The organism is Citrobacter sp. HN-141 (assembly GCF_033341895.1).
Taxonomy (GTDB): domain Bacteria; phylum Pseudomonadota; class Gammaproteobacteria; order Enterobacterales; family Enterobacteriaceae; genus Citrobacter.
The window spans coordinates 14824-33779 of sequence record NZ_JAWPBF010000023.1 but is presented as its reverse complement, the minus strand read 5'-3'; the positions used below and the strand labels follow the sequence as shown (position 1 = coordinate 33779).

Sequence of the window (18956 nt, the reverse complement as noted above, 5' to 3'; positions counted from 1 at the left end):
ATCCGGCACACGCAATTAGCGACGACGACCGGTTTTAACCGCCTTCAGCACCACGAATTTATTATTGGTAGCGATGGTTTCACAGTTGCCGAAAATCTTCTTCAACTTGTGGAAGTAGTCGAGGTGACGGTTAGCCACAATGTACAGCTCACCGTTGATTTTCAGGCAGCGGCGGGCGTGGTGGAACATTTCCCAGGCAATGTTATCCGTCAGCGCATGCTTCTGATGGAACGGCGGGTTACACAGCACGGCGTTAAAGCGGAAAGGCTCCACGCCAGACAGCGCGTTGTTGATCATAAATTCACAGCGATCCAACGCTTCAGGCATGTTGCTTTCGACGTTCAGGCGACTTGATGCCACCGCCATCGGTGATTCATCCACAAACACCACGCTGGCTTGCGGGTTCTTCTCCAGCAACGTCAGGCCAATCACACCGTTGCCACAACCGAGATCGACAATCTCCCCTTCCAGATTTTCCGGCAGGTGCTCAATAAAGAAACGTGCGCCGATATCCAGCCCGGTACGGGAGAAGACGTTGGCATGGTTATGGATAGTCCAGTCGGTGCCTTCCAGTTTCCAGCTCAGCGTCTGCGAGGCATCAGCCAGTTCTGGATTACTGAAGGTGCAGTTAATCAGACGGGCTTTTTTCCACGCCAGCGTGGTAGTGGTTGGGCCCAGCACCTTTTCAAACAACTCAAGCGTTGAGGTATGAATATCACGCGCCTTCGCCCCCGCAATGATGCGCGTTTGCGGCGTGACAACCTGACGCAGCGCACGGAGCTGTTGTTCCAGCAGCGCCATGGTTTTTGGCAGCTTAATCAGCACCACGCCCGGCGCCTGCGGATAATCAGCGGTACTGTCGAGGAACTTGACGCTCGACTCAGCAATGTCGTTGTGACGCAGGTTCTCGCGTGTGGCAAGCTCGCTGAGATAGGAGTCGCCAATGCTGTACGGCGTATGTTCCGCCAGTGCACAACCCAGCGCGCCGAAAGTATCATTCAGGAGAAGCACCGGGCCGCTAATCTCGGTATCGTCCAGCTGTTGCAACAGATATTCATCTGCAGCTTCCCACGCCAGCAGCGGGTTAACGTCGTCCGTCTCCGGGAAACGTTTAAGTGTCAGTGAACGGAAACCGTTGTCTGTGTGGCTCATCGGCCCTCCTGAATGGTAAAATTTCGGCGTATCCCTGAAAAGGGTGCGTGAGTATACACTTTTATGATTTGCGTGGACATGAATGAACCAACTAACTTACCTCCAGGGCTACCCGGAACATTTGCTTTCTCAAGTGAGAACGCTGATTGCTGAGCAGCGCCTGGGCGCAGTGCTGGAGAAGCGCTATCCAGGTACACATGACTTCGCAACTGACAAAGCGCTCTGGCAATATACCCAGGAGCTGAAAAATCAGTTTCTGCGCAACGCCCCACCGCTGAATAAGGTCATGTATGACAGTAAGATACACGTGCTGAAAAATGCGCTGGGACTGCATACTGCCGTCTCCCGCGTGCAGGGTGGCAAGCTCAAAGCCAAAGCGGAGATCCGCGTCGCCACCGTATTTCGTAACGCCCCGGAGCCCTTTTTACGCATGATCGTGGTGCATGAACTGGCGCACCTGAAAGAAAAAGAGCACGACAAAGCGTTTTACCAGCTGTGCTGTCATATGGAACCGCAGTACCACCAGTTGGAGTTTGATACCCGCCTGTGGCTCACGCAACAATCGCTGAAGCAAACTGCGTAGTCGCGCACTGGCTTTGTCTTCAGGGCATGCTAAATTGACGCAAGGATCCCTTTTCGCAGCCTGAAGGCATTTATGATACGTTTCGCAGTGATTGGCACAAACTGGATCACCCGCCAGTTTGTGGATGCCGCCCATGAAACCGGCAAATATAAGTTAACCGCAGTGTATTCCCGTAGCCTTGAACAGGCACAGACCTTCGCCAATGATTATCCCGTCGAGCATCTGTTTACCTCGCTGGAGGCAATGGCGCAAAGTGACGCCATTGATGCCGTTTACATTGCCAGCCCGAACTCTCTGCACTTCCCGCAGACAACGCTGTTTCTACAACACAAAAAGCATGTCATTTGCGAGAAACCGCTGGCCTCGAACCTGGCACAAGTCGAAGCCGCTATCGCCTGTGCGCGCGAAAATCAGGTGGTGCTGTTTGAAGCGTTTAAGACCGCCAGCCTGCCTAATTTCCTGCTATTACAGCAATCGCTCCCCAAAATCGGGCGAGTCAGGAAAGCGCTGATCAATTACTGCCAGTACTCTTCACGTTATCAGCGTTATCTGGACGGTGAAAATCCCAATACGTTTAATCCGGCGTTTTCTAACGGTTCGATTATGGATATCGGCTTTTACTGTCTGGCCGCTGCGGTTGCGCTGTGGGGTGAACCACTGAGCGTTCAGGCAAGTGCCAGCCTGCTGGAAAGCGGCGTCGATGCCCACGGCGTGGTCGTACTCAATTACGGCGATTTTAGCGTCACGTTGCAGCACTCGAAAGTCAGTGATTCCGTGCTGGCCAGCGAAATTCAGGGCGAATCAGGGTCGCTGGTTGTCGAGAAGATTTCCGAGTGTCAGAAAGTGTGCGTTATTCCACGCGGTGGCAAAACGCAGGATCTTACGGTGCCTCAGCACATCAATACTATGCTTTATGAGGCAGAGGCTTTTGCTCATCTGGTTGAATCCGGCGAAGTGGATCACCCGGCACTGGCCGTCAGCCGTATCACCGCCAAACTGCAAACGGAGATTCGCCGCCAGACCGGCGTGGTTTTCCCGGCAGACGAAGCGGAAACATCGCTGACTGCGTAAAGGTGTGTAAAACGAATGTTGCAGGCCATTGACTGAATGCATGGCCTGTAATATTTTGTAACCCGCAAAGGGGAGTAACTTCGTTGTCGGTTGATCGTCATTACGATGTGTGAAAAACCACATCCGGTCACCGGGCGATAACAAAGGAATACGCTGTCGTATTCCTTTGTTGTTGTAAGTGAGACCTTGCCGAATGGCAAGGTCTATGCATAAAAAGCAGCGGCTAACGTCATTCGGCGTTGGCCGTTTTTTTATGCATGGGGAAATAAAATGAATACTGTTGGCACACCGTTGTTATGGGGTGGCTTCGCTGTCGTGGTGGTCATTATGCTGGCCATCGATCTGCTGCTACAGGGTCGTCGTGGCGCACATACGATGTCGATGAAGCTGGCCGCGGCCTGGTCAATCGTCTGGGTAACGTTGTCGTTGCTGTTTAACGCGGCATTCTGGTGGTACCTGGCTGAGACTCAGGGCCGTTCCGTTGCCGACCCGCAGGCGCTGGCGTTCCTGACCGGCTATCTGATCGAGAAATCGCTGGCGGTAGATAACGTCTTTGTCTGGTTGATGCTGTTCAGTTACTTCTCCGTACCTGCGGCACTGCAACGTCGGGTACTGGTGTATGGCGTACTGGGCGCGATTGTATTACGTACGATCATGATCTTCACGGGCAGTTGGCTTATCGCCCAGTTCGAATGGCTGCTGTACGTGTTCGGCGCATTCCTGCTGTTTACCGGCGTGAAGATGGCGCTGGCGAAAGAAGACGCTTCCGGTATTGGCGACAAACCGTTAGTGCGTTGGCTGCGCGGCCATTTACGTATGACCGATACCATTGAAGACGAAAAATTCTTCGTGCGTAAAAACGGTCTGCTGTTTGCAACGCCACTGATGCTGGTATTGATCCTGGTTGAACTGAGCGATGTGATTTTTGCCGTCGACAGTATTCCGGCAATCTTTGCCGTCACCACCGACCCGTTCATCGTACTGACCTCTAACCTGTTTGCTATCCTGGGTCTGCGTGCGATGTACTTCCTGTTGGCAGGTGTGGCGGAGCGTTTCTCGATGCTGAAATATGGTTTGTCGATAATCCTTGTGTTTATCGGTATCAAGATGCTGATCGTCGATTTCTACCATATCCCGATCGCTATCTCGTTAGGTGTGGTCTTCGGTATTCTGTTTGTGACGCTGGTTGTGAATGCGTGGGTCAACCACCAGCACGATAAAAAGCAGCAAATACAGTAACTTTTACTTAGCTAGTTGATAAAGCCCGACCGCACATTGCGTGCGTCGGGCTTTTTGCTGGACATGTCAAAACAATGTTAATTTAAAGTTATAAAATATGATCTGAGCGCGGAAACCAGGATATTTATCTTCCAGAACCGGCATCTTTCCTTATACTCAGCCATGCAAACACTTTGTTACATCCAGAAAGATGCGTCATGAGAACGCACAACGGGTGAGCAACAACACAATTCAAAGGATGACTACATGACTACGCTACGTTCATCGGGGCTGATCTCGCGTTTGGCGCAGGGGAGCCTGGTTAAACAAATTTTGGTCGGTTTGGTACTGGGGATTTTTCTGGCACTGGTGTCAAAACCTGCGGCAGAAGCCGTCGGCCTGCTGGGGACACTGTTCGTCGGCGCATTAAAAGCCGTCGCCCCAATCCTCGTGCTGATGCTGGTAATGGCCTCTATCGCCAACCACCAGCACGGGCAAAAAACCAATATCCGCCCCATTCTGTTCCTTTACCTGCTGGGAACATTTTCAGCGGCATTAGCCGCCGTGGTGTTCAGCTTTGCCTTCCCTTCGACGCTGCATCTTTCCAGCAGCGCCAGCGATATCGTGCCGCCATCCGGCATTATTGAGGTGATGCGCAGCCTGCTGATGAGCATGGTTTCTAACCCCATTGATGCGCTGCTGAATGCTAACTATATCGGTATTCTGGTATGGGCAGTCGGCCTTGGCTTTGCGCTACGCCATGGTAATGAGACGACCAAGAATCTGGTCAATGATATGTCCGATGCCGTCACGTTTATGGTGAGACTGGTTATCCGCTTTGCACCGATAGGTATCTTCGGTCTGGTCTCTTCCACACTGGCGACGACGGGTTTTGCCACCCTCTGGGGCTACGCGCAGCTGCTGGCCGTACTGGTTGGCTGTATGCTGCTGGTTGCGCTGGTGGTCAACCCGCTGCTGGTGTTCTGGAAAATTCGCCGTAACCCGTACCCACTGGTATTGGCATGCCTGCGTGAAAGCGGCGTGTACGCCTTCTTTACCCGCAGCTCTGCAGCCAATATTCCGGTGAATATGGCGCTGTGTGAGAAGCTGAACCTGGATCGTGATACCTATTCGGTATCTATCCCACTGGGCGCCACCATCAATATGGCAGGCGCGGCGATCACCATTACCGTACTGACGCTGGCGGCGGTGAATACGCTGGGTATTCCGGTTGATTTACCAACGGCGCTGTTACTGAGCGTGGTGGCTTCGCTGTGTGCCTGCGGTGCATCGGGCGTGGCGGGCGGTTCTCTGCTGCTGATCCCGCTGGCATGTAATATGTTCGGTATCCCGAATGACATCGCCATGCAGGTGGTCGCCGTTGGCTTTATCATCGGCGTATTGCAGGATTCCTGTGAAACGGCGCTGAACTCTTCGACAGACGTCCTGTTTACCGCTGCAGCCTGCCAGGCAGAAGACGAGCGTCTGGCAAATAACGCCCTGCGCGGCTAATCTCTGCGCCCCTCCGTCATCGGGCGGAGGGGTTCTCTTCTTGTACACTTTTTTCAATTTTGAACGGATCAATGCCGCGTTTTTGCATGCGCCGGAAGCGAATAATGTTCAGGCCGTTCATCACCAGAAAGCTACCTTCGATCATCGTCCCGCCAATCGATCCCAGCCAGAAATTGTGAATGACCCAGCAGCCCGTTGCACACCACATTACGCAGCGCACGGTTAACCCTTTGCAACGAAACAGTGCCCAGGTGCTGGCCAGCGTACCGATAATAGGCAGTAGCTCCATCGCATGCTGTAATTTTGCCAAGCCAAGAACCAGCGTGAGGACAATAAAAACCGTCATGACCCACATCTTGCGGGTATGCATCGAAACGATTGTGCGGATAGTGTTGAGCTCGGCACTCATTCCTGCAGGCCAGGCGCCCATCAGGAAAAAATGCACGCCAATGGTGGCGCTATAGACGGCGAGCTGTAGCCGGAACCGGCGCTCGTCGCGATTAAAAAAAGTGGTAATCCCGATCAGAAAGGCGATGACACCTACGCCCTGGGCCAGCCAATACGCGGTCATGAATGATCCTTGTCAGGTAATGCGAAAACAAACGGCGCTCCATATTATGAAACGCCGTTTTTAGATTCCACCATAAACAATCTTACCCAAAAGATTTTGTGCCACAGCAAGGCGGCAAGTTCGCACATCCCCGGGAGCTTACATGAGTAAGTGACCGGGGTGGGCGAACGCAGCCAACACCGCTGTGGTGCAAAAGATGAAGGGTAATTACAACGTTACGCCACTTTTGAAAATAGCCAGTTCCCGGAAATCATTGCGTTCGTTACAGGTCGGTTTGCCGTTGGCAAACTCAACGATCGTATCGACAAACTCGTTCAGCAGTTGCGGCATCGCTTTACCGTGGATTAGCTGTCCGGCGTCAAAGTCGATCCAGTGCTTTTTCTTCGCCGCCAGCTCGCTGTTGGTGGCAATTTTCACCGTCGGCACAAAACCGCCGTACGGCGTGCCGCGACCGGTACTGAACAACACCATATGACAGCCGGCCCCCGCCAGCGCACTGGTCGCAACGGCGTCATTGCCCGGAGCACTTAACAGATTCAGACCTGGCGTTTTCAGGCGTTCGCCGTAGCACAGTACATCGACAACTTTGCTGGAACCCGCTTTCTGTGTACATCCCAGCGATTTATCTTCCAGCGTGGTGATGCCACCCGCTTTGTTCCCCGGCGATGGATTCTCGTAGATCGGTTGGTCGTGAGCAATGAAGTACTGTTTGAAGTCATTGACCATGGTCACCAGCTTACCGAAAGTTTCTTCGTCGCGGCAGTGGTCCATTAATAGCTGCTCGGCACCGAACATCTCCGGGACTTCAGTCAGCACGGTAGTCCCGCCGTTGGCGATCACGTAGTCAGAAAAACGCCCCAGCATCGGGTTAGCGGTGATCCCAGACAAGCCGTCAGATCCGCCACATTCCAGACCGAACTTCAGCTCGCCGAGTTTACCCGGCTCACGCTTATCGTTACGCATCACGCTGTACAGCTGGTGGAGATGCTCGATCCCCGCTTCCACTTCGTCTTCCTGGTGCTGGCAGACCATAAAGTGAACGCGTTCAGGATCATACTCCCCTAACGTTTCACGGAAAGCATCCACCTGGTTGTTTTCACAACCAAGCCCCACTACCAGCACCGCCCCCGCATTCGGGTGACGCACCATGTTTTGCAGCATGGTGCGGGTGTTAATGTGGTCGTCGCCGAGCTGTGAACAGCCGTAGGTGTGGCTGAAGAGATGCACGCCGTCGATTCCTTCGGCGTCGTGGGTCTCTTTCAGAAAACGGGTTTGCATCTGACGCGCCATCGCATTGACGCAGCCGACGGTCGGCAGTATCCACAACTCGTTACGTACCCCAACATCACCGTTCGCGCGGCGATAAATCTGCACATCGCGATCGGCTGCCTGAGCAACTTCCGCCTGAAAATCCGGTTGGTAGCTATACGTGTCCAGATCGCTCAGATTCGTGCGCGTGTTGTGAGCATGAATGTGCTCACCCGCCGCAACGTCCACTAGCGTATGGCCAATTGGCAAACCGTATTTAATGACGTTTTCGCCTTGCGCAATATCGCGTAAAGCGAATTTATGGCCACGAGAGACCGCCTGACGCAGGGTGACCGCCTGCCCATCAACGGTGACTTCGGTTCCTTCAGCCAAATCAGCAAGCGCTACCGCGACGTTATCCAGCGCATGGATCTTGATGTATTGCATACCTTCACCCGGGCCTTAGTTCAGTTCAATGGCGAAGTAATCACGCGCATTGTTAAAGCAAATATTTCTGACCATTTCACCCAGCAACTGGATATCTGCCGGTGCTTCACCTGCAGCAACCCAACGGCCAATCATCTGGCACAGAATGCGGCGGAAGTATTCATGGCGCGTGTATGACAGGAAGCTGCGGCTATCGGTCAGCATGCCGACGAAGCGGCTCAGCAAACCGAGCTGGGCCAGTTGTGTCATCTGACGTTCCATCCCATCTTTCTGGTCGTTAAACCACCAGCCGGAACCGAACTGCATTTTGCCCGGCATGCCTTCACCCTGGAAGTTACCGATCATGGTGCCCAGCACTTCGTTATCACGCGGGTTCAGGCAGTACAGGATGGTTTTCGGCAGCAGGTTCTGTTCATTCTGCTTGCTTAGCAGTTTGGACAGTTCTTCAGCCATCGGACGGTCGTTAATGGAGTCGAAACCGACATCCGCGCCCAGCAGTTTGAACTGACGCAGGTTGTTATTACGCAATGCGCCAATGTGGTACTGCTGCACCCATTCGCGACGTGCGTATTCAGCGCCAAGGAACACCAGTACGGCAGTTTTGAACTGGGCAACTTCGTGCTCGCTCAGAGTTTCACCCGCCAGACGACGCGCCAGGATGCTATCCAGTTCAGCTTCGTTAGACTCAGCAAATAACACCACATCCAGCGCATGGTCGGAGACTTTACAGCCGTGAGCTGCAAAGTGATCAAGACGTTTAGTTAGCGCGGTTTGCAGGTCGGTAAAGCGGCGGATCTCGGTGTCAGAAACTTCCCCCAGCTTCGCCATGTAATCGTTAAAGGTCGCCAGTTCAATGTTAAAGGCTTTATCCGGACGCCAGCTTGGCAGCACTTTGATAGCAAAGGTGTTGTCTTTCGCGACCGCAGCGTGATGCTCCAGAGAGTCGATCGGATCATCGGTGGTACCGACCATTTTTACATTCATCTGCTGCATGATTCCACGCGCGGAAAACTGATCCTGTGCCAGCAATTCGTTGCACTGGTTCCAGATTTCATCAGCAGTCGCAGGAGACAACAGCTTACCTGTAATACCAAATGGGCGACGCAGTTCAAGATGCGTCCAGTGATAGAGCGGGTTACCGATGGTGTGCGGGACCGTGGCTGCCCAGGCGTCAAACTTCTCGCGATCGGACGCATCACCGGTACACAGGCGTTCAGCGACACCGTTAGTGCGCATGGCGCGCCACTTGTAGTGATCACCCTTCAGCCAGATGTCATACAGGTTGTTAAAACGGTAGTTATCAGCGATTTGTTGCGGCGGCAAATGGCAGTGGTAGTCGAAGATTGGCTGGTCTTTGGCGTAATCATGATACAGACGGCGGGCAAATTCGGTATCCAGCAGGAAATCCTCAGTCATAAACGGGGTCATTATCGTCTTCCTCTCAGCGAGTGCGTCAGATTGCTTATGTTTTGATGTTGTCAAAGTTATCACACCAATTTCCATACGCTGAAGATATTTTCGTGAGTTAGATCAACAAATGATGACAAAAAAATTACTCTCAAAGAGGTAAAACTCATGGCAAGCCGCGCCAGCACTGGCTTTGCTGAATCGAATTAATGACCACACGAAGATTCACACTTTTGTGATGGCACTCACCTTTTAAAGCTGTATGACAAGTTATCTTTTTGCCGTCGCGATACATAAGCCGACGGAATGCAAATTACCGATGGTCCACCATCGGATTGACCGGTACGGAAACCGAATTAGCACAATCATTGACATGGCAAAGTTCGGGGCAGTGCCGGTTTTTTTTCGGTCACGCCCTTCGTAAAAGAACATCCTCCGCCCTGGACTGGAAGATGACCGCTCGTTAGCGGACATAACAAAACGATGAGGTTTTACATGCGTAAAATTAAAGGGTTACGTTGGTACATGATCGCACTGGTGACGCTTGGCACCGTGCTGGGTTACCTGACACGTAACACTGTGGCGGCAGCTGCGCCAACTCTGATGGAAGAGTTACACATCTCCACTCAACAGTACTCCTATATCATCGCAGCGTATTCTGCTGCTTACACCGTAATGCAACCCGTTGCTGGCTACGTGCTGGATGTGCTCGGCACCAAAGTAGGCTACGCGATGTTCGCCGTTCTGTGGGCCGTCTTCTGTGGTGCCACCGCACTGGCTGGTAGCTGGGGTGGACTGGCACTGGCACGAGGCGCAGTCGGTGCCGCAGAAGCCGCGATGATCCCTGCGGGTCTGAAAGCCAGTTCTGAATGGTTCCCGGCAAAAGAGCGTTCTATTGCTGTCGGTTACTTTAACGTTGGTTCTTCTATCGGCGCGATGATTGCTCCGCCGCTGGTCGTGTGGGCTATCGTCATGCACAGCTGGCAGATGGCATTCATTATTTCTGGTGCCCTGAGCTTCATCTGGGCGATGTCCTGGCTTGTTTTCTACAAACACCCACGCGACCAGAAAAAACTGTCTGACGAAGAGCGTGATTACATCCTTAACGGTCAGGAATCACAGCATAAAAACAGTACCGCGAAGAAAATGTCGCTTGGCCAGATCCTGCGTAACCGCCAGTTCTGGGGTATCGCGCTGCCGCGTTTCCTGGCAGAGCCGGCCTGGGGTACATTCAACGCCTGGATCCCGCTGTTCATGTTTAAAGTCTACGGCTTTAACCTGAAAGAGATTGCGATGTTCGCGTGGATGCCAATGCTGTTCGCTGACCTCGGCTGTATCATCGGGGGTTACTTACCGCCACTGTTCCAGCGTTGGTTCGGCGTAAACCTGATCGTGTCCCGTAAAATGGTCGTCACCATGGGCGCACTGCTGATAATTGGCCCAGGGATGATTGGTCTGTTCACCAGCCCGTATATTGCTATCGCCCTGCTGTGCGTCGGTGGTTTTGCTCACCAGGCACTGTCTGGCGCGCTGATTACGCTCTCTTCTGACGTATTTGGCCGCAATGAAGTCGCGACCGCTAACGGCCTGACGGGGATGTCTGCCTGGCTGGCGAGTACTCTGTTTGCCCTGGTCGTTGGTGCCCTGGCTGACACCATCGGCTTTAGCCCACTGTTCGCCGTACTGGCAGTATTCGACCTGCTTGGTGCGTTAGTCATCTGGACGGTACTGCAGAACAAGTCGGCAAGCGAGATTGATTCGGGCCCGCAAACCGGCTCTCCCGCTACGCAAAATTAACCTGACGCGAGTCGTCATAGGTATATAATGCAGAGCCGCCAGTTGACTGGCGGCTTTTTTGTCGGTGCGAGTAGAGCCGCCATCGCAAAAGTGGTATAACAAATATAGTCTGCCGTATCATGCCTGGAGTGCATATGGAAATCACTGAACCACGACGTTTGTACCAACAACTTGCTGCCGATCTAAAAGAACGCATCGAGCAAGGCGTCTATCTGGTGGGCGATAAACTTCCCGCCGAGCGCTTTATTGCCGATGAAAAGAACGTCAGTCGTACCGTGGTTCGTGAAGCGATTATCATGCTCGAGGTTGAAGGCTACGTTGAGGTGCGTAAAGGATCGGGTATCCACGTCATCTCTAACCAACCCAAACATTATGTTGCGCCCGACGAAGGTCTGGAATTCGCCAGCTACGGTCCTTTTGAATTGCTGCAAGCGCGTCAGCTTATTGAGAGCAACATCGCCGAGTTTGCCGCTACCCAGGTGACCAAGCAGGACATCATGAAACTGATGGAAATCCAGGAGAAATCGCGCAACGAAAAAAGCTTTCGTGACTCCGAATGGGACCTGCAGTTCCATGTTCAGGTTGCGCTGGCGACACAAAACTCAGCTCTGGCCGCCATTGTTGAAAAAATGTGGACTCAGCGCGTTCACAACCCCTACTGGAAGAAATTGCACGATCACATTGATCTGCGCACGGTAGACAACTGGTGTGATGACCATGACCAGATCCTGCGGGCATTAATTCGCAAAGATCCGCATGCAGCCAAACTGGCGATGTGGCAGCACCTTGAGAACACGAAACAGATGCTGTTTAACGAAACCAGCGATGATTTTGAGTTCAACGCGGATCGTTACCTTTTCACGGAAAATCCGGTCGTTCATCTGGATACCGCGGCAAACAGCACAAAATAAACGTTCTGACTTTCACAGGCGCGATAACCGCGCCTGTTTCTGACGCTCGGTAAGCATTAGGTATAAAGTGTCAGCCTGTGTAAATCCTCTCGCCTCACTCCCTTGCGATAAGCAAAATCAGAGCTCAACCACCGTAATTTATATAACGGACTACGTTGACCTTTGTTACAATTAAAAGCGTTTTGAATTTTTTATGTGTTAGTGCTTGCTTACTTCACAACTTAACAGGGAACAGTTCAGGCCGTGAATTTGTGCAGACCGCGATCCATGCAAAAAACACCAATAAAATCGTGGCATTACAAACTCAAGAACAACGGCGTGACCATAACCGATTCTCCAGGAATACTGAATGGAACTACTGACTCAATTACTGAATGCTTTATGGGCTCAGGATTTTGAAACTCTGGCCAATCCTTCCATGATTGGTATGCTGTATTTTGTACTGTTTACAATTTTGTTCCTGGAAAATGGGTTGCTACCCGCGGCCTTTTTACCTGGCGACAGCTTGCTGGTACTGGTCGGCGTACTTATTGCCAAAGGCGCAATGGGTTTTCCGCAAACGGTACTGCTACTCACCACCGCAGCCAGCCTCGGTTGTTGGCTCAGCTATATTCAGGGCCGATGGTTGGGTAATACCCGCACCGTGCAGAACTGGCTTTCACATCTTCCGGCTCATTATCACCAACGCGCGCATCATCTTTTCCACAAGCATGGCTTATCCGCGCTGTTGGTCGGTCGCTTCATTGCGTTCGTCAGAACATTACTGCCGACCATTGCCGGGCTGTCAGGCCTGAATAATGCGCGTTTTCAGTTCTTCAACTGGATGAGCGGGCTATTGTGGGTACTGATTCTGACCACGCTGGGCTATCTACTGGGCAAAACACCTGTTTTTCTAAAGTACGAAGATCAGCTCATGTCCTGCCTGATGCTGCTGCCTGTCGTATTACTGGTGGTTGGCCTGGCCGGCTCACTGGTTGTACTCTGGAAAAAGAAATACGGGAACCGAGGGTAAATTATGCTGAAATCACGCATAACGCTCCGACAACTGGCCTGGACCACCTCCTTTATGCTGTTTTTGGGCGCGTTAATCCTGACCTGGTCGGTCATTCGCCAGCAGGAATCGACGCTTGCCATTCGCGCCATAAACCAGGGTGCCAGCATGCCAGACGGCTTCTCTATCTGGCATCATCTGGATGCCAACGGCATTCGTTTTAAAAGTATTACTCCGCAAAATGACGCGCTGCTGATCACCTTTGATTCCAGCGCGCAGAGCGCAGCCGCAAAAGCTGTACTGGACAGAACGTTGCCACACGGCTTCGTTATTGCTCAACAGGATGATGACAATCAGGCAGTGCAGTGGTTATCTCGTTTAAGGGATACGCCGCACCGCTTTGGTTAATCTCCAGGAATCTGAATTAGATCACTCACTTTGGTGATTTCACCGTTTAGTGCCTATGATTAATAAACTGAAGTTATGACCTACAGCTTTATTATTCTGGAGCATCGACTACAAAACATCGGGTCGCATCACAATGGAAGGTTCAAGAATGAAATACCGCATCGCTTTGGCAATGAGTCTTTTCGCTCTCAGTGCCGGCAGCTACGCTAACTCCCTCTGTCAGGAAAAAGAACAAGATATTCAGCGGGAAATTAGCTATGCCGAAAAACACAATAATCAGAGCCGCATCAATGGGTTAAACAAAGCGCTTAGTGAAGTTCGGGCAAACTGTACTGACAGCAAACTGCGTGCGAGTCACCAGAAAAAAATCGCAGAGCAGAAAAATGAGATAGCCGAACGTCAGCGTGATTTAGCCGAAGCGAAGCAAAAAGGCGATGCGGATAAAATCGCAAAACGCGAACGTAAGCTTGCAGAGGCTCAGAAAGAGCTGAAGGAACTTGAGACCCGCGATTACTAAGTACGGTAACTACCCACTCACCTGGAGAAAACTATGTCGAAAGATAACGCTACGGAAAATCTGCGCGCTGAGCTGAAATCCCTTGCGGATACGCTCGAAGAAGTACTGAGCTCCTCTGGCGATAAGTCGAAGGAAGAGATGAGTAAAATTCGCAGCAAAGCCGAACATGCGCTGCGCGAGAGCCGCCATCGTCTGAGCGAGACCAGCGATGTGATTGCTAAGCAAACCCGTGAAGCGGCCGCCAAAGCCGATAACTATGTGCGCGAAAACCCATGGACAGGCGTTGGTATTGGCGCTGCGGTCGGTGTGGTGCTTGGTGTACTGCTGTCGCGCCGCTAACAATGGCTGACTCTCAACACGCACAAGGTCCAGGCAAAAGCGTCCTGGGGATTGGACAACGGGTCCTCACGATTCTCGTTGAGATCGTAGAGACCCGACTACGGCTGGCCGTCGTTGAACTGGAAGAGGAAAAAGCTAACCTTGTCCAGATCGTACTGATGCTGGGACTGACTATGCTCTTTGCGGCATTTGGGCTGATGAGTCTGATGGTGCTTATCATCTGGGCCATTGACCCTCAGTACCGCCTGAACGCGATGATTGCCACCACCGTTGTGCTGTTGCTTTTGGCGCTCGTTGGCGGGATATGGACATTACGTAAAGCCCGTAAATCAACACTGTTACGCCATACACGCCACGAACTCGCTAATGACAGGCAGGCCCTGGAGGATGATGTCTAATGAGCAGTAACGTCGAGCGCCAAAAACGTAAGGCACAACTGCTTGGTCAGATCCAGCAGCAACGGCTGGATCTGTCTGCCACCCGCCGCGACTGGCTGGAGGCGACTGACGTATACGATCGTGGCTGGAAAACGCTGCTGAACCTGCGCGCCTGGGTGCTGGTCGGCAGCAGTATTATGGCTGTACGGACCATTCGTAATCCTAATCTGCTGGTCCGCTGGGCCAAACGCGGCTTTAGCGTCTGGAGCGCATGGCGTTTGATTAAATCGACAATCAGACAGCAACAATTGCGCGGTTAACCCCTGCCGTATCCCCTATTTTGCGGGTTCCTCAAATTTTTTGAAAATTACTGACAGTTTTCCTTGCTAACAATTGTCATTCTGTACGTCTATGATTCTCTCCATCGACAGCAACGACGCGCTCTGCAGCGTTAATGCACAAAAAACAAAACAATCCGCCTGAGTGGTTTCCTGGAGAGTACGATGAAAAAATTAGAAGATGTTGGTGTACTGGTAGCGCGCATTCTGATGCCAATCCTGTTTATTACTGCAGGTTGGGGAAAGATCACCGGATATGCGGGTACCCAACAGTATATGGAAGCCATGGGCGTCCCTGGTTTTATGTTGCCGCTGGTTATTCTGCTTGAGTTCGGCGGCGGTCTGGCAATCCTGTTTGGTTTCCTGACCCGTACTACCGCGCTGTTCACCGCAGGCTTCACCCTGCTGACCGCGTTCATCTTCCACAGCAACTTTGCGGAAGGGATGAACTCTCTGATGTTCATGAAAAACCTGACCATCGCAGGCGGCTTCCTGCTGCTGGCTATCACTGGTCCGGGCGCATTCAGTATCGACCGTGTACTGAATAAAAAGTGGTAATCAAACTATACCCGTCATTCTTCAAGTTGCAGGTGTGTTGGCTTCACTCAGAAACCCCAGTCACATAGTTATCTATGCTCCTGGGCGTTTAATGAGGGACATCCATGTCCCTCACCGAAGGCAACCTTTGGCTGTTCAAATTCGTTCCAGACGAATTTGTCTTTCCCTTGCCGCCTTCCTGCAACTCGAATTATTTAGGGTATATACTTATTAAAAGACGAGGGGATTAACTCCTCGTTTTGCATTCCGGGAGAGAGATAATGGGACAACTGATTGACGGCGTCTGGCATGACACCTGGTACGATACCAAATCAACCGGTGGTAAATTTCAACGTTCTGCATCGGCTTTCCGTAGCTGGCTCACCGCGGATGGCACGCCTGGCCCAACTGGCGAAGGTGGTTTTGCCGCCGAAAAAGACCGCTATCATCTGTACGTTTCTCTGGCCTGCCCGTGGGCACATCGCACGCTGATTATGCGTAAACTCAAAGGTCTGGAACCCTTCATTTCCGTTTCCGTAGTGCATCCGCTGATGCTGGAAAACGGCTGGACGTTTGATAACAACTTCCCGGCAGCAACCGGCGATACGCTTTACCAGCACGAGTTTCTCTATCAACTGTATTTACACGCCGATCCGCACTACAGCGGCCGGGTAACGGTTCCGGTGCTGTGGGATAAAAAAAATCACACCATCGTCAGCAACGAATCGGCTGAAATCATCCGCATGTTTAACACCGCGTTTGATGCGCTGGGCGCAAAAGCCGGGGATTACTATCCACCGGCCCTGCAAAGCAAAATTGACGATCTGAACAGTTGGATTTATGACAACGTCAATAACGGTGTGTATAAAGCCGGTTTTGCTACCAGCCAGGAAGCGTATGACAGCGCAGTAGAAAAAGTCTTTGAATCACTGGCGCGACTGGAGCAGATTCTCGGCCAGCATCGCTACCTGACTGGCGACCAGTTAACAGAGGCTGACATTCGCCTATGGACTACGCTGGTACGTTTTGATCCGGTGTATGTCACCCACTTCAAATGCGACAAGCATCGGATCAGTGACTATCTGAATCTGTACGGTTTTCTGCGTGATATCTACCAGATGCCAGGCATTGCGGACACCGTCAATTTCGATCACATCCGCAATCACTACTTCCGTAGCCACAAAACCATTAACCCGACCGGCATTATTTCTGTTGGGCCGTGGCAGGACCTCAGCGAACCCCACGGGCGTGACGAGCGTTTCGCGTAATTTACACGGGTCCCCTTTTGGGGGCCAAATAATTCACACCGTAAATATTTACCATCATTATATTCGCAGCTATTCTTATTTTGATTGCTTTAAAAACAAGTAATTGAACGCAGAATGAGGCGAAAATGGATTGGTATTTAAACGTATTAAAGAACTACTTTGGTTTTGGTGGTCGTGCACGGCGCAAAGAGTACTGGATGTTTATTTTGGTCAACATCATCTTTACGTTCGTGCTGAGCGTGTTAGACAGGATGTTTGGCTGGCAACGCGCCGGGGGAGAAGGCGTATTAACAACGATTTATGCAATTCTGGTTTTTATACCGTGGTGGGCCGTTCAGTTTCGGCGTTTGCATGACACCGACCGTTCAGCATGGTGGCTGTTAGTATTGCTGATCCCCATCATTGGCTGGTTGGTCATCATCCTTTTCAACTGTCAAAACGGCACGCCGGGTAGCAACCGCTTCGGCGCTGACCCTAAACAGCTGTCCTGACGTCATACACCTTTTGTAGGCCGGATGCGGTGCAATTGCACCGCATCCGGCGTAACAGTCAGGCTATTTACCCGCAAACAGTTTCGGGATTTCCCGCAAACACCAGGACTTCGCTTCGCCCATACTGTCCCGACGCCAGGCCATGATGATATCTATTTCATTTGTCGATTCCGGGCTAACCACACGCAGCCGGCCTGCGGCAATATCCTCTTCGACCAACGGATACGGCATAGTCGCTACACCCAGCCCGGCTAACAGCGCCTGACGCTTATCTTCAATAGTGCTGACCGTCAGACGCGGTTGTTTATCGAGAAGCTGAACGGTCAGCACCGGGCGTTCACGGGCCGTATCCGCCACCGCTATGCCCCGATATTTCACACGAGTGACTTCTGACAACGGTTCCGGCTCCTGGTGGATCGGGTGATTCGGTGCCGCCACATAAACGTTCATCAGCGAGTACAGCTTGCGCGAGTTAATTTCTGATGATGAGCGGAAATGCATATCCGGCGCGATCACGATATCCGCTCTGCCCTGCTCCAGACGCTCCCACGCCCCGGCCAGCACTTCAGTGATAACGGAAAGCTGCGTATTCGCCTTTCCGGCAAGGCGATCGATAAGTGGGAAGAATGCCGCCGTTGGCACCAACGCTTCGGTGACAATGGTCAGATGCGTTTCCCAACCACGGGCCAGCGCTTCAGCATCGGTCGTCAGCTTATCTGCAGCCTCCAGCAACACGCGGCCACGTTCAAGCAGCATACGCCCGACGTTGGTAAATTTTGTGCGGTGACCTGAGCGGTCAAACAGCACAACATCCAGCTCTTCTTCCAGTTTCTGCATGGTATAGCTGAGGGCGGAAGGTACGCGTCCCAGTTCATCTGCCGCGGCGGCAAAGCTGCCGCGCCTGTCTATAGCGTCCATGACGCGTAACGCTTCAAGCGTTAAAGCCCGTTCTTTGGCCATCTCGTTCTCATTCAGGAAATTTGAACATACCGGGCAGAATATCTGGCTAACAATGCAGCGTCTAGCCATTTAACATAAAAGGAAGTAAAGAGAGGTCAAGAACTATGATTACTACCCGTACAGCCAAACAATGCGGGCAAGCAGACTACGGCTGGCTGCAGGCCCGTTATACCTTCTCCTTTGGACACTATTTTGATCCTAAATTGCTGGGTTATGCCTCGCTGCGTGTTCTGAACCAGGAAGTTCTGGCACCGGGGGCCTCTTTCCAGCCACGTACCTATCCAAAGGTTGATATCGTCAATCTGATCCTCGAAGGGGAAGCAGAGTATCGCGACAGCGAAGGTAACCATATTCAGGCCAAAGCCGGAGAGGTGTTACTGCTCGCTACGCAACCTGGGATCAGCTACAGCGAGCACAATATCAGCAAAGACAAGCCCCTGACCAGAATGCAGCTCTGGCTGGACGCCTGCCCGCAGCGAGAAAACACCTGCGTGCAAAAAGCGACGCTGAATGCCGGCAAGCATCAACTGCTTGCTTCACCTGACGGTGAACAGGGCAGTCTGCATCTTCGCCAGCAGGTCTGGGTACATCATGTTGAGCTGCAAAAAGGTGAATCACTGAGTTTTCAATTGCATGGGCCTCGCGCATATTTGCAGTCGATCCATGGCACGTTCCACGCGGTCACTTCAGGTGCCGAAAAAGAAGCGCTTACCTGCGGTGATGGCGCATTTATTCGTGATGAAACTAACATAACGTTAGTTGCCGATACCCCGTTGCGCGCTTTGCTGATAGATTTGCCCGTATAGTCATTTG

The 18956-nt window shown here is 52.1% G+C and carries 21 protein-coding genes; 16 read left to right on the top strand and 5 right to left on the bottom strand.

Annotated elements, in window-relative coordinates; translation table 11 throughout:
- Positions 1 to 15: 15 nt before the first annotated feature.
- The gene (rlmG, locus tag RYZ59_RS21755; protein ID WP_318050667.1) at positions 16 to 1152 is read right to left on the bottom strand and encodes a 23S rRNA (guanine(1835)-N(2))-methyltransferase RlmG; all 1137 of its coding nucleotides are present in this window, start codon (positions 1150 to 1152) and stop codon (positions 16 to 18) included.
- Between the two features lie 82 nt (positions 1153 to 1234).
- Here rlmG and RYZ59_RS21750 point away from each other — a divergent pair, with 82 nt between their 5' ends.
- The 4 genes from RYZ59_RS21750 to sstT all read left to right on the top strand — a co-directional run bounded on the left by RYZ59_RS21750 (position 1235) and on the right by sstT (position 5536).
- On the top strand, positions 1235 to 1735 hold the full coding sequence (locus RYZ59_RS21750; RefSeq protein ID WP_318050665.1) for a M48 family metallopeptidase: 501 nt from the start codon (positions 1235 to 1237) through the stop codon (positions 1733 to 1735).
- A gap of 72 nt (positions 1736 to 1807) precedes the next feature.
- Positions 1808 to 2806 (top strand): Gfo/Idh/MocA family oxidoreductase, encoded by a 999-nt coding sequence (locus RYZ59_RS21745; RefSeq protein ID WP_318050664.1) that lies wholly within the window; start codon positions 1808 to 1810, stop codon positions 2804 to 2806.
- Between the two features lie 270 nt (positions 2807 to 3076).
- Complete coding sequence (locus RYZ59_RS21740; RefSeq protein ID WP_318050662.1) at positions 3077 to 4045, top strand: TerC family protein; 969 nt, start codon at positions 3077 to 3079, stop codon at positions 4043 to 4045.
- A gap of 246 nt (positions 4046 to 4291) precedes the next feature.
- Complete coding sequence (gene sstT / locus RYZ59_RS21735) at positions 4292 to 5536, top strand: serine/threonine transporter SstT (protein WP_318050660.1); 1245 nt, start codon at positions 4292 to 4294, stop codon at positions 5534 to 5536.
- A gap of 16 nt (positions 5537 to 5552) precedes the next feature.
- On the opposite strand, the gene RYZ59_RS21730 is transcribed toward sstT, so the two are convergent.
- The 3 genes from RYZ59_RS21730 to uxaC form a co-directional block, all read right to left on the bottom strand.
- Positions 5553 to 6107 (bottom strand): YgjV family protein, encoded by a 555-nt coding sequence (locus RYZ59_RS21730; RefSeq protein ID WP_318050658.1) that lies wholly within the window; start codon positions 6105 to 6107, stop codon positions 5553 to 5555.
- 207 nt (positions 6108 to 6314) lie between these two features.
- Complete coding sequence (locus tag RYZ59_RS21725) at positions 6315 to 7802, bottom strand: altronate dehydratase family protein (protein ID WP_318050656.1); 1488 nt, start codon at positions 7800 to 7802, stop codon at positions 6315 to 6317.
- 15 nt (positions 7803 to 7817) lie between these two features.
- Positions 7818 to 9230 carry a glucuronate isomerase gene (gene uxaC / locus RYZ59_RS21720; protein ID WP_318050653.1) on the bottom strand — a complete coding sequence of 471 codons (1413 nt, stop codon included), beginning with the start codon at positions 9228 to 9230 and terminating at the stop codon, positions 7818 to 7820.
- A gap of 474 nt (positions 9231 to 9704) precedes the next feature.
- On the opposite strand from uxaC, the gene exuT reads away from it, so the two are divergent.
- The 11 genes from exuT to RYZ59_RS21665 all read left to right on the top strand — a co-directional run bounded on the left by exuT (position 9705) and on the right by RYZ59_RS21665 (position 17183).
- Complete coding sequence (gene exuT / locus RYZ59_RS21715) at positions 9705 to 11006, top strand: hexuronate transporter ExuT (RefSeq protein WP_318050652.1); 1302 nt, start codon at positions 9705 to 9707, stop codon at positions 11004 to 11006.
- Between the two features lie 134 nt (positions 11007 to 11140).
- Positions 11141 to 11917 (top strand): transcriptional regulator ExuR, encoded by a 777-nt coding sequence (gene exuR / locus RYZ59_RS21710; RefSeq protein WP_005131459.1) that lies wholly within the window; start codon positions 11141 to 11143, stop codon positions 11915 to 11917.
- A 349-nt stretch (positions 11918 to 12266) separates the two neighbouring features.
- On the top strand, positions 12267 to 12929 hold the full coding sequence (gene yqjA, locus RYZ59_RS21705; RefSeq protein ID WP_005131462.1) for a DedA family general envelope maintenance protein YqjA: 663 nt from the start codon (positions 12267 to 12269) through the stop codon (positions 12927 to 12929).
- Positions 12930 to 12932: 3 nt separating this feature from the next.
- Positions 12933 to 13316: an EnvZ/OmpR regulon moderator MzrA gene (gene mzrA / locus RYZ59_RS21700; RefSeq protein ID WP_318050651.1), complete on the top strand. Its 384-nt coding sequence runs from the start codon at positions 12933 to 12935 to the stop codon at positions 13314 to 13316.
- A gap of 148 nt (positions 13317 to 13464) precedes the next feature.
- A complete protein-coding gene (locus tag RYZ59_RS21695) occupies positions 13465 to 13833 on the top strand; it encodes a DUF1090 domain-containing protein (RefSeq protein WP_202037682.1) in 369 nt (122 codons plus the stop codon).
- 33 nt (positions 13834 to 13866) lie between these two features.
- Positions 13867 to 14172: a YqjD family protein gene (locus RYZ59_RS21690; RefSeq protein ID WP_003024832.1), complete on the top strand. Its 306-nt coding sequence runs from the start codon at positions 13867 to 13869 to the stop codon at positions 14170 to 14172.
- Between the two features lie 2 nt (positions 14173 to 14174).
- Positions 14175 to 14570 carry a phage holin family protein gene (locus tag RYZ59_RS21685; protein ID WP_137382500.1) on the top strand — a complete coding sequence of 132 codons (396 nt, stop codon included), beginning with the start codon at positions 14175 to 14177 and terminating at the stop codon, positions 14568 to 14570.
- Entirely contained in the window at positions 14570 to 14869 is a 300-nt protein-coding gene (locus RYZ59_RS21680; RefSeq protein WP_318050648.1) for a YqjK-like family protein, read from the top strand. The genes RYZ59_RS21685 and RYZ59_RS21680 overlap by 1 nt, the downstream gene beginning before the upstream one ends.
- 183 nt (positions 14870 to 15052) lie before the next feature.
- Positions 15053 to 15445, top strand: a complete 393-nt coding sequence (locus RYZ59_RS21675) for a DoxX family protein (RefSeq protein ID WP_137382498.1) — start codon at positions 15053 to 15055, stop codon at positions 15443 to 15445.
- A gap of 260 nt (positions 15446 to 15705) precedes the next feature.
- Positions 15706 to 16692, top strand: coding sequence for a glutathione S-transferase family protein (locus RYZ59_RS21670; protein ID WP_137382497.1), 987 nt, complete (start codon positions 15706 to 15708; stop codon positions 16690 to 16692).
- 125 nt (positions 16693 to 16817) lie between these two features.
- Positions 16818 to 17183, top strand: coding sequence for a DUF805 domain-containing protein (locus RYZ59_RS21665; RefSeq protein WP_137382496.1), 366 nt, complete (start codon positions 16818 to 16820; stop codon positions 17181 to 17183).
- 63 nt (positions 17184 to 17246) lie between these two features.
- Here the strand turns inward: RYZ59_RS21665 and yhaJ are convergent, their stop codons facing one another.
- Entirely contained in the window at positions 17247 to 18143 is an 897-nt protein-coding gene (gene yhaJ, locus RYZ59_RS21660) for a DNA-binding transcriptional regulator YhaJ (protein ID WP_137382495.1), read from the bottom strand.
- Between the two features lie 104 nt (positions 18144 to 18247).
- Between yhaJ and RYZ59_RS21655 the strand changes: the two genes are divergently transcribed.
- Positions 18248 to 18949: a pirin family protein gene (locus RYZ59_RS21655; RefSeq protein ID WP_101742427.1), complete on the top strand. Its 702-nt coding sequence runs from the start codon at positions 18248 to 18250 to the stop codon at positions 18947 to 18949.
- Positions 18950 to 18956: the final 7 nt, after the last annotated feature.

What these genes read in the sequence shown, in the direction of transcription:
- RYZ59_RS21695 (WP_202037682.1), top strand. Translation starts at nt 13,465, where the DNA reads ATGAAATACCGCATCGCTTTGGCAATGAGTCTTTTCGCTCTCAGTGCC.
- RYZ59_RS21730 (WP_318050658.1), bottom strand. Translation starts at nt 6,107, where the DNA reads ATGACCGCGTATTGGCTGGCCCAGGGCGTAGGTGTCATCGCCTTTCTG.
- RYZ59_RS21655 (WP_101742427.1), top strand. Translation starts at nt 18,248, where the DNA reads ATGATTACTACCCGTACAGCCAAACAATGCGGGCAAGCAGACTACGGC.
- RYZ59_RS21670 (WP_137382497.1), top strand. Translation starts at nt 15,706, where the DNA reads ATGGGACAACTGATTGACGGCGTCTGGCATGACACCTGGTACGATACC.
- mzrA (WP_318050651.1), top strand. Translation starts at nt 12,933, where the DNA reads ATGCTGAAATCACGCATAACGCTCCGACAACTGGCCTGGACCACCTCC.
- RYZ59_RS21665 (WP_137382496.1), top strand. Translation starts at nt 16,818, where the DNA reads ATGGATTGGTATTTAAACGTATTAAAGAACTACTTTGGTTTTGGTGGT.
- uxaC (WP_318050653.1), bottom strand. Translation starts at nt 9,230, where the DNA reads ATGACCCCGTTTATGACTGAGGATTTCCTGCTGGATACCGAATTTGCC.
- RYZ59_RS21675 (WP_137382498.1), top strand. Translation starts at nt 15,053, where the DNA reads ATGAAAAAATTAGAAGATGTTGGTGTACTGGTAGCGCGCATTCTGATG.
- sstT (WP_318050660.1), top strand. Translation starts at nt 4,292, where the DNA reads ATGACTACGCTACGTTCATCGGGGCTGATCTCGCGTTTGGCGCAGGGG.
- RYZ59_RS21680 (WP_318050648.1), top strand. Translation starts at nt 14,570, where the DNA reads ATGAGCAGTAACGTCGAGCGCCAAAAACGTAAGGCACAACTGCTTGGT.
- RYZ59_RS21740 (WP_318050662.1), top strand. Translation starts at nt 3,077, where the DNA reads ATGAATACTGTTGGCACACCGTTGTTATGGGGTGGCTTCGCTGTCGTG.
- exuT (WP_318050652.1), top strand. Translation starts at nt 9,705, where the DNA reads ATGCGTAAAATTAAAGGGTTACGTTGGTACATGATCGCACTGGTGACG.
- yhaJ (WP_137382495.1), bottom strand. Translation starts at nt 18,143, where the DNA reads ATGGCCAAAGAACGGGCTTTAACGCTTGAAGCGTTACGCGTCATGGAC.
- RYZ59_RS21750 (WP_318050665.1), top strand. Translation starts at nt 1,235, where the DNA reads ATGAACCAACTAACTTACCTCCAGGGCTACCCGGAACATTTGCTTTCT.
- RYZ59_RS21685 (WP_137382500.1), top strand. Translation starts at nt 14,175, where the DNA reads ATGGCTGACTCTCAACACGCACAAGGTCCAGGCAAAAGCGTCCTGGGG.
- RYZ59_RS21690 (WP_003024832.1), top strand. Translation starts at nt 13,867, where the DNA reads ATGTCGAAAGATAACGCTACGGAAAATCTGCGCGCTGAGCTGAAATCC.
- exuR (WP_005131459.1), top strand. Translation starts at nt 11,141, where the DNA reads ATGGAAATCACTGAACCACGACGTTTGTACCAACAACTTGCTGCCGAT.
- RYZ59_RS21725 (WP_318050656.1), bottom strand. Translation starts at nt 7,802, where the DNA reads ATGCAATACATCAAGATCCATGCGCTGGATAACGTCGCGGTAGCGCTT.
- rlmG (WP_318050667.1), bottom strand. Translation starts at nt 1,152, where the DNA reads ATGAGCCACACAGACAACGGTTTCCGTTCACTGACACTTAAACGTTTC.
- RYZ59_RS21745 (WP_318050664.1), top strand. Translation starts at nt 1,808, where the DNA reads ATGATACGTTTCGCAGTGATTGGCACAAACTGGATCACCCGCCAGTTT.
- yqjA (WP_005131462.1), top strand. Translation starts at nt 12,267, where the DNA reads ATGGAACTACTGACTCAATTACTGAATGCTTTATGGGCTCAGGATTTT.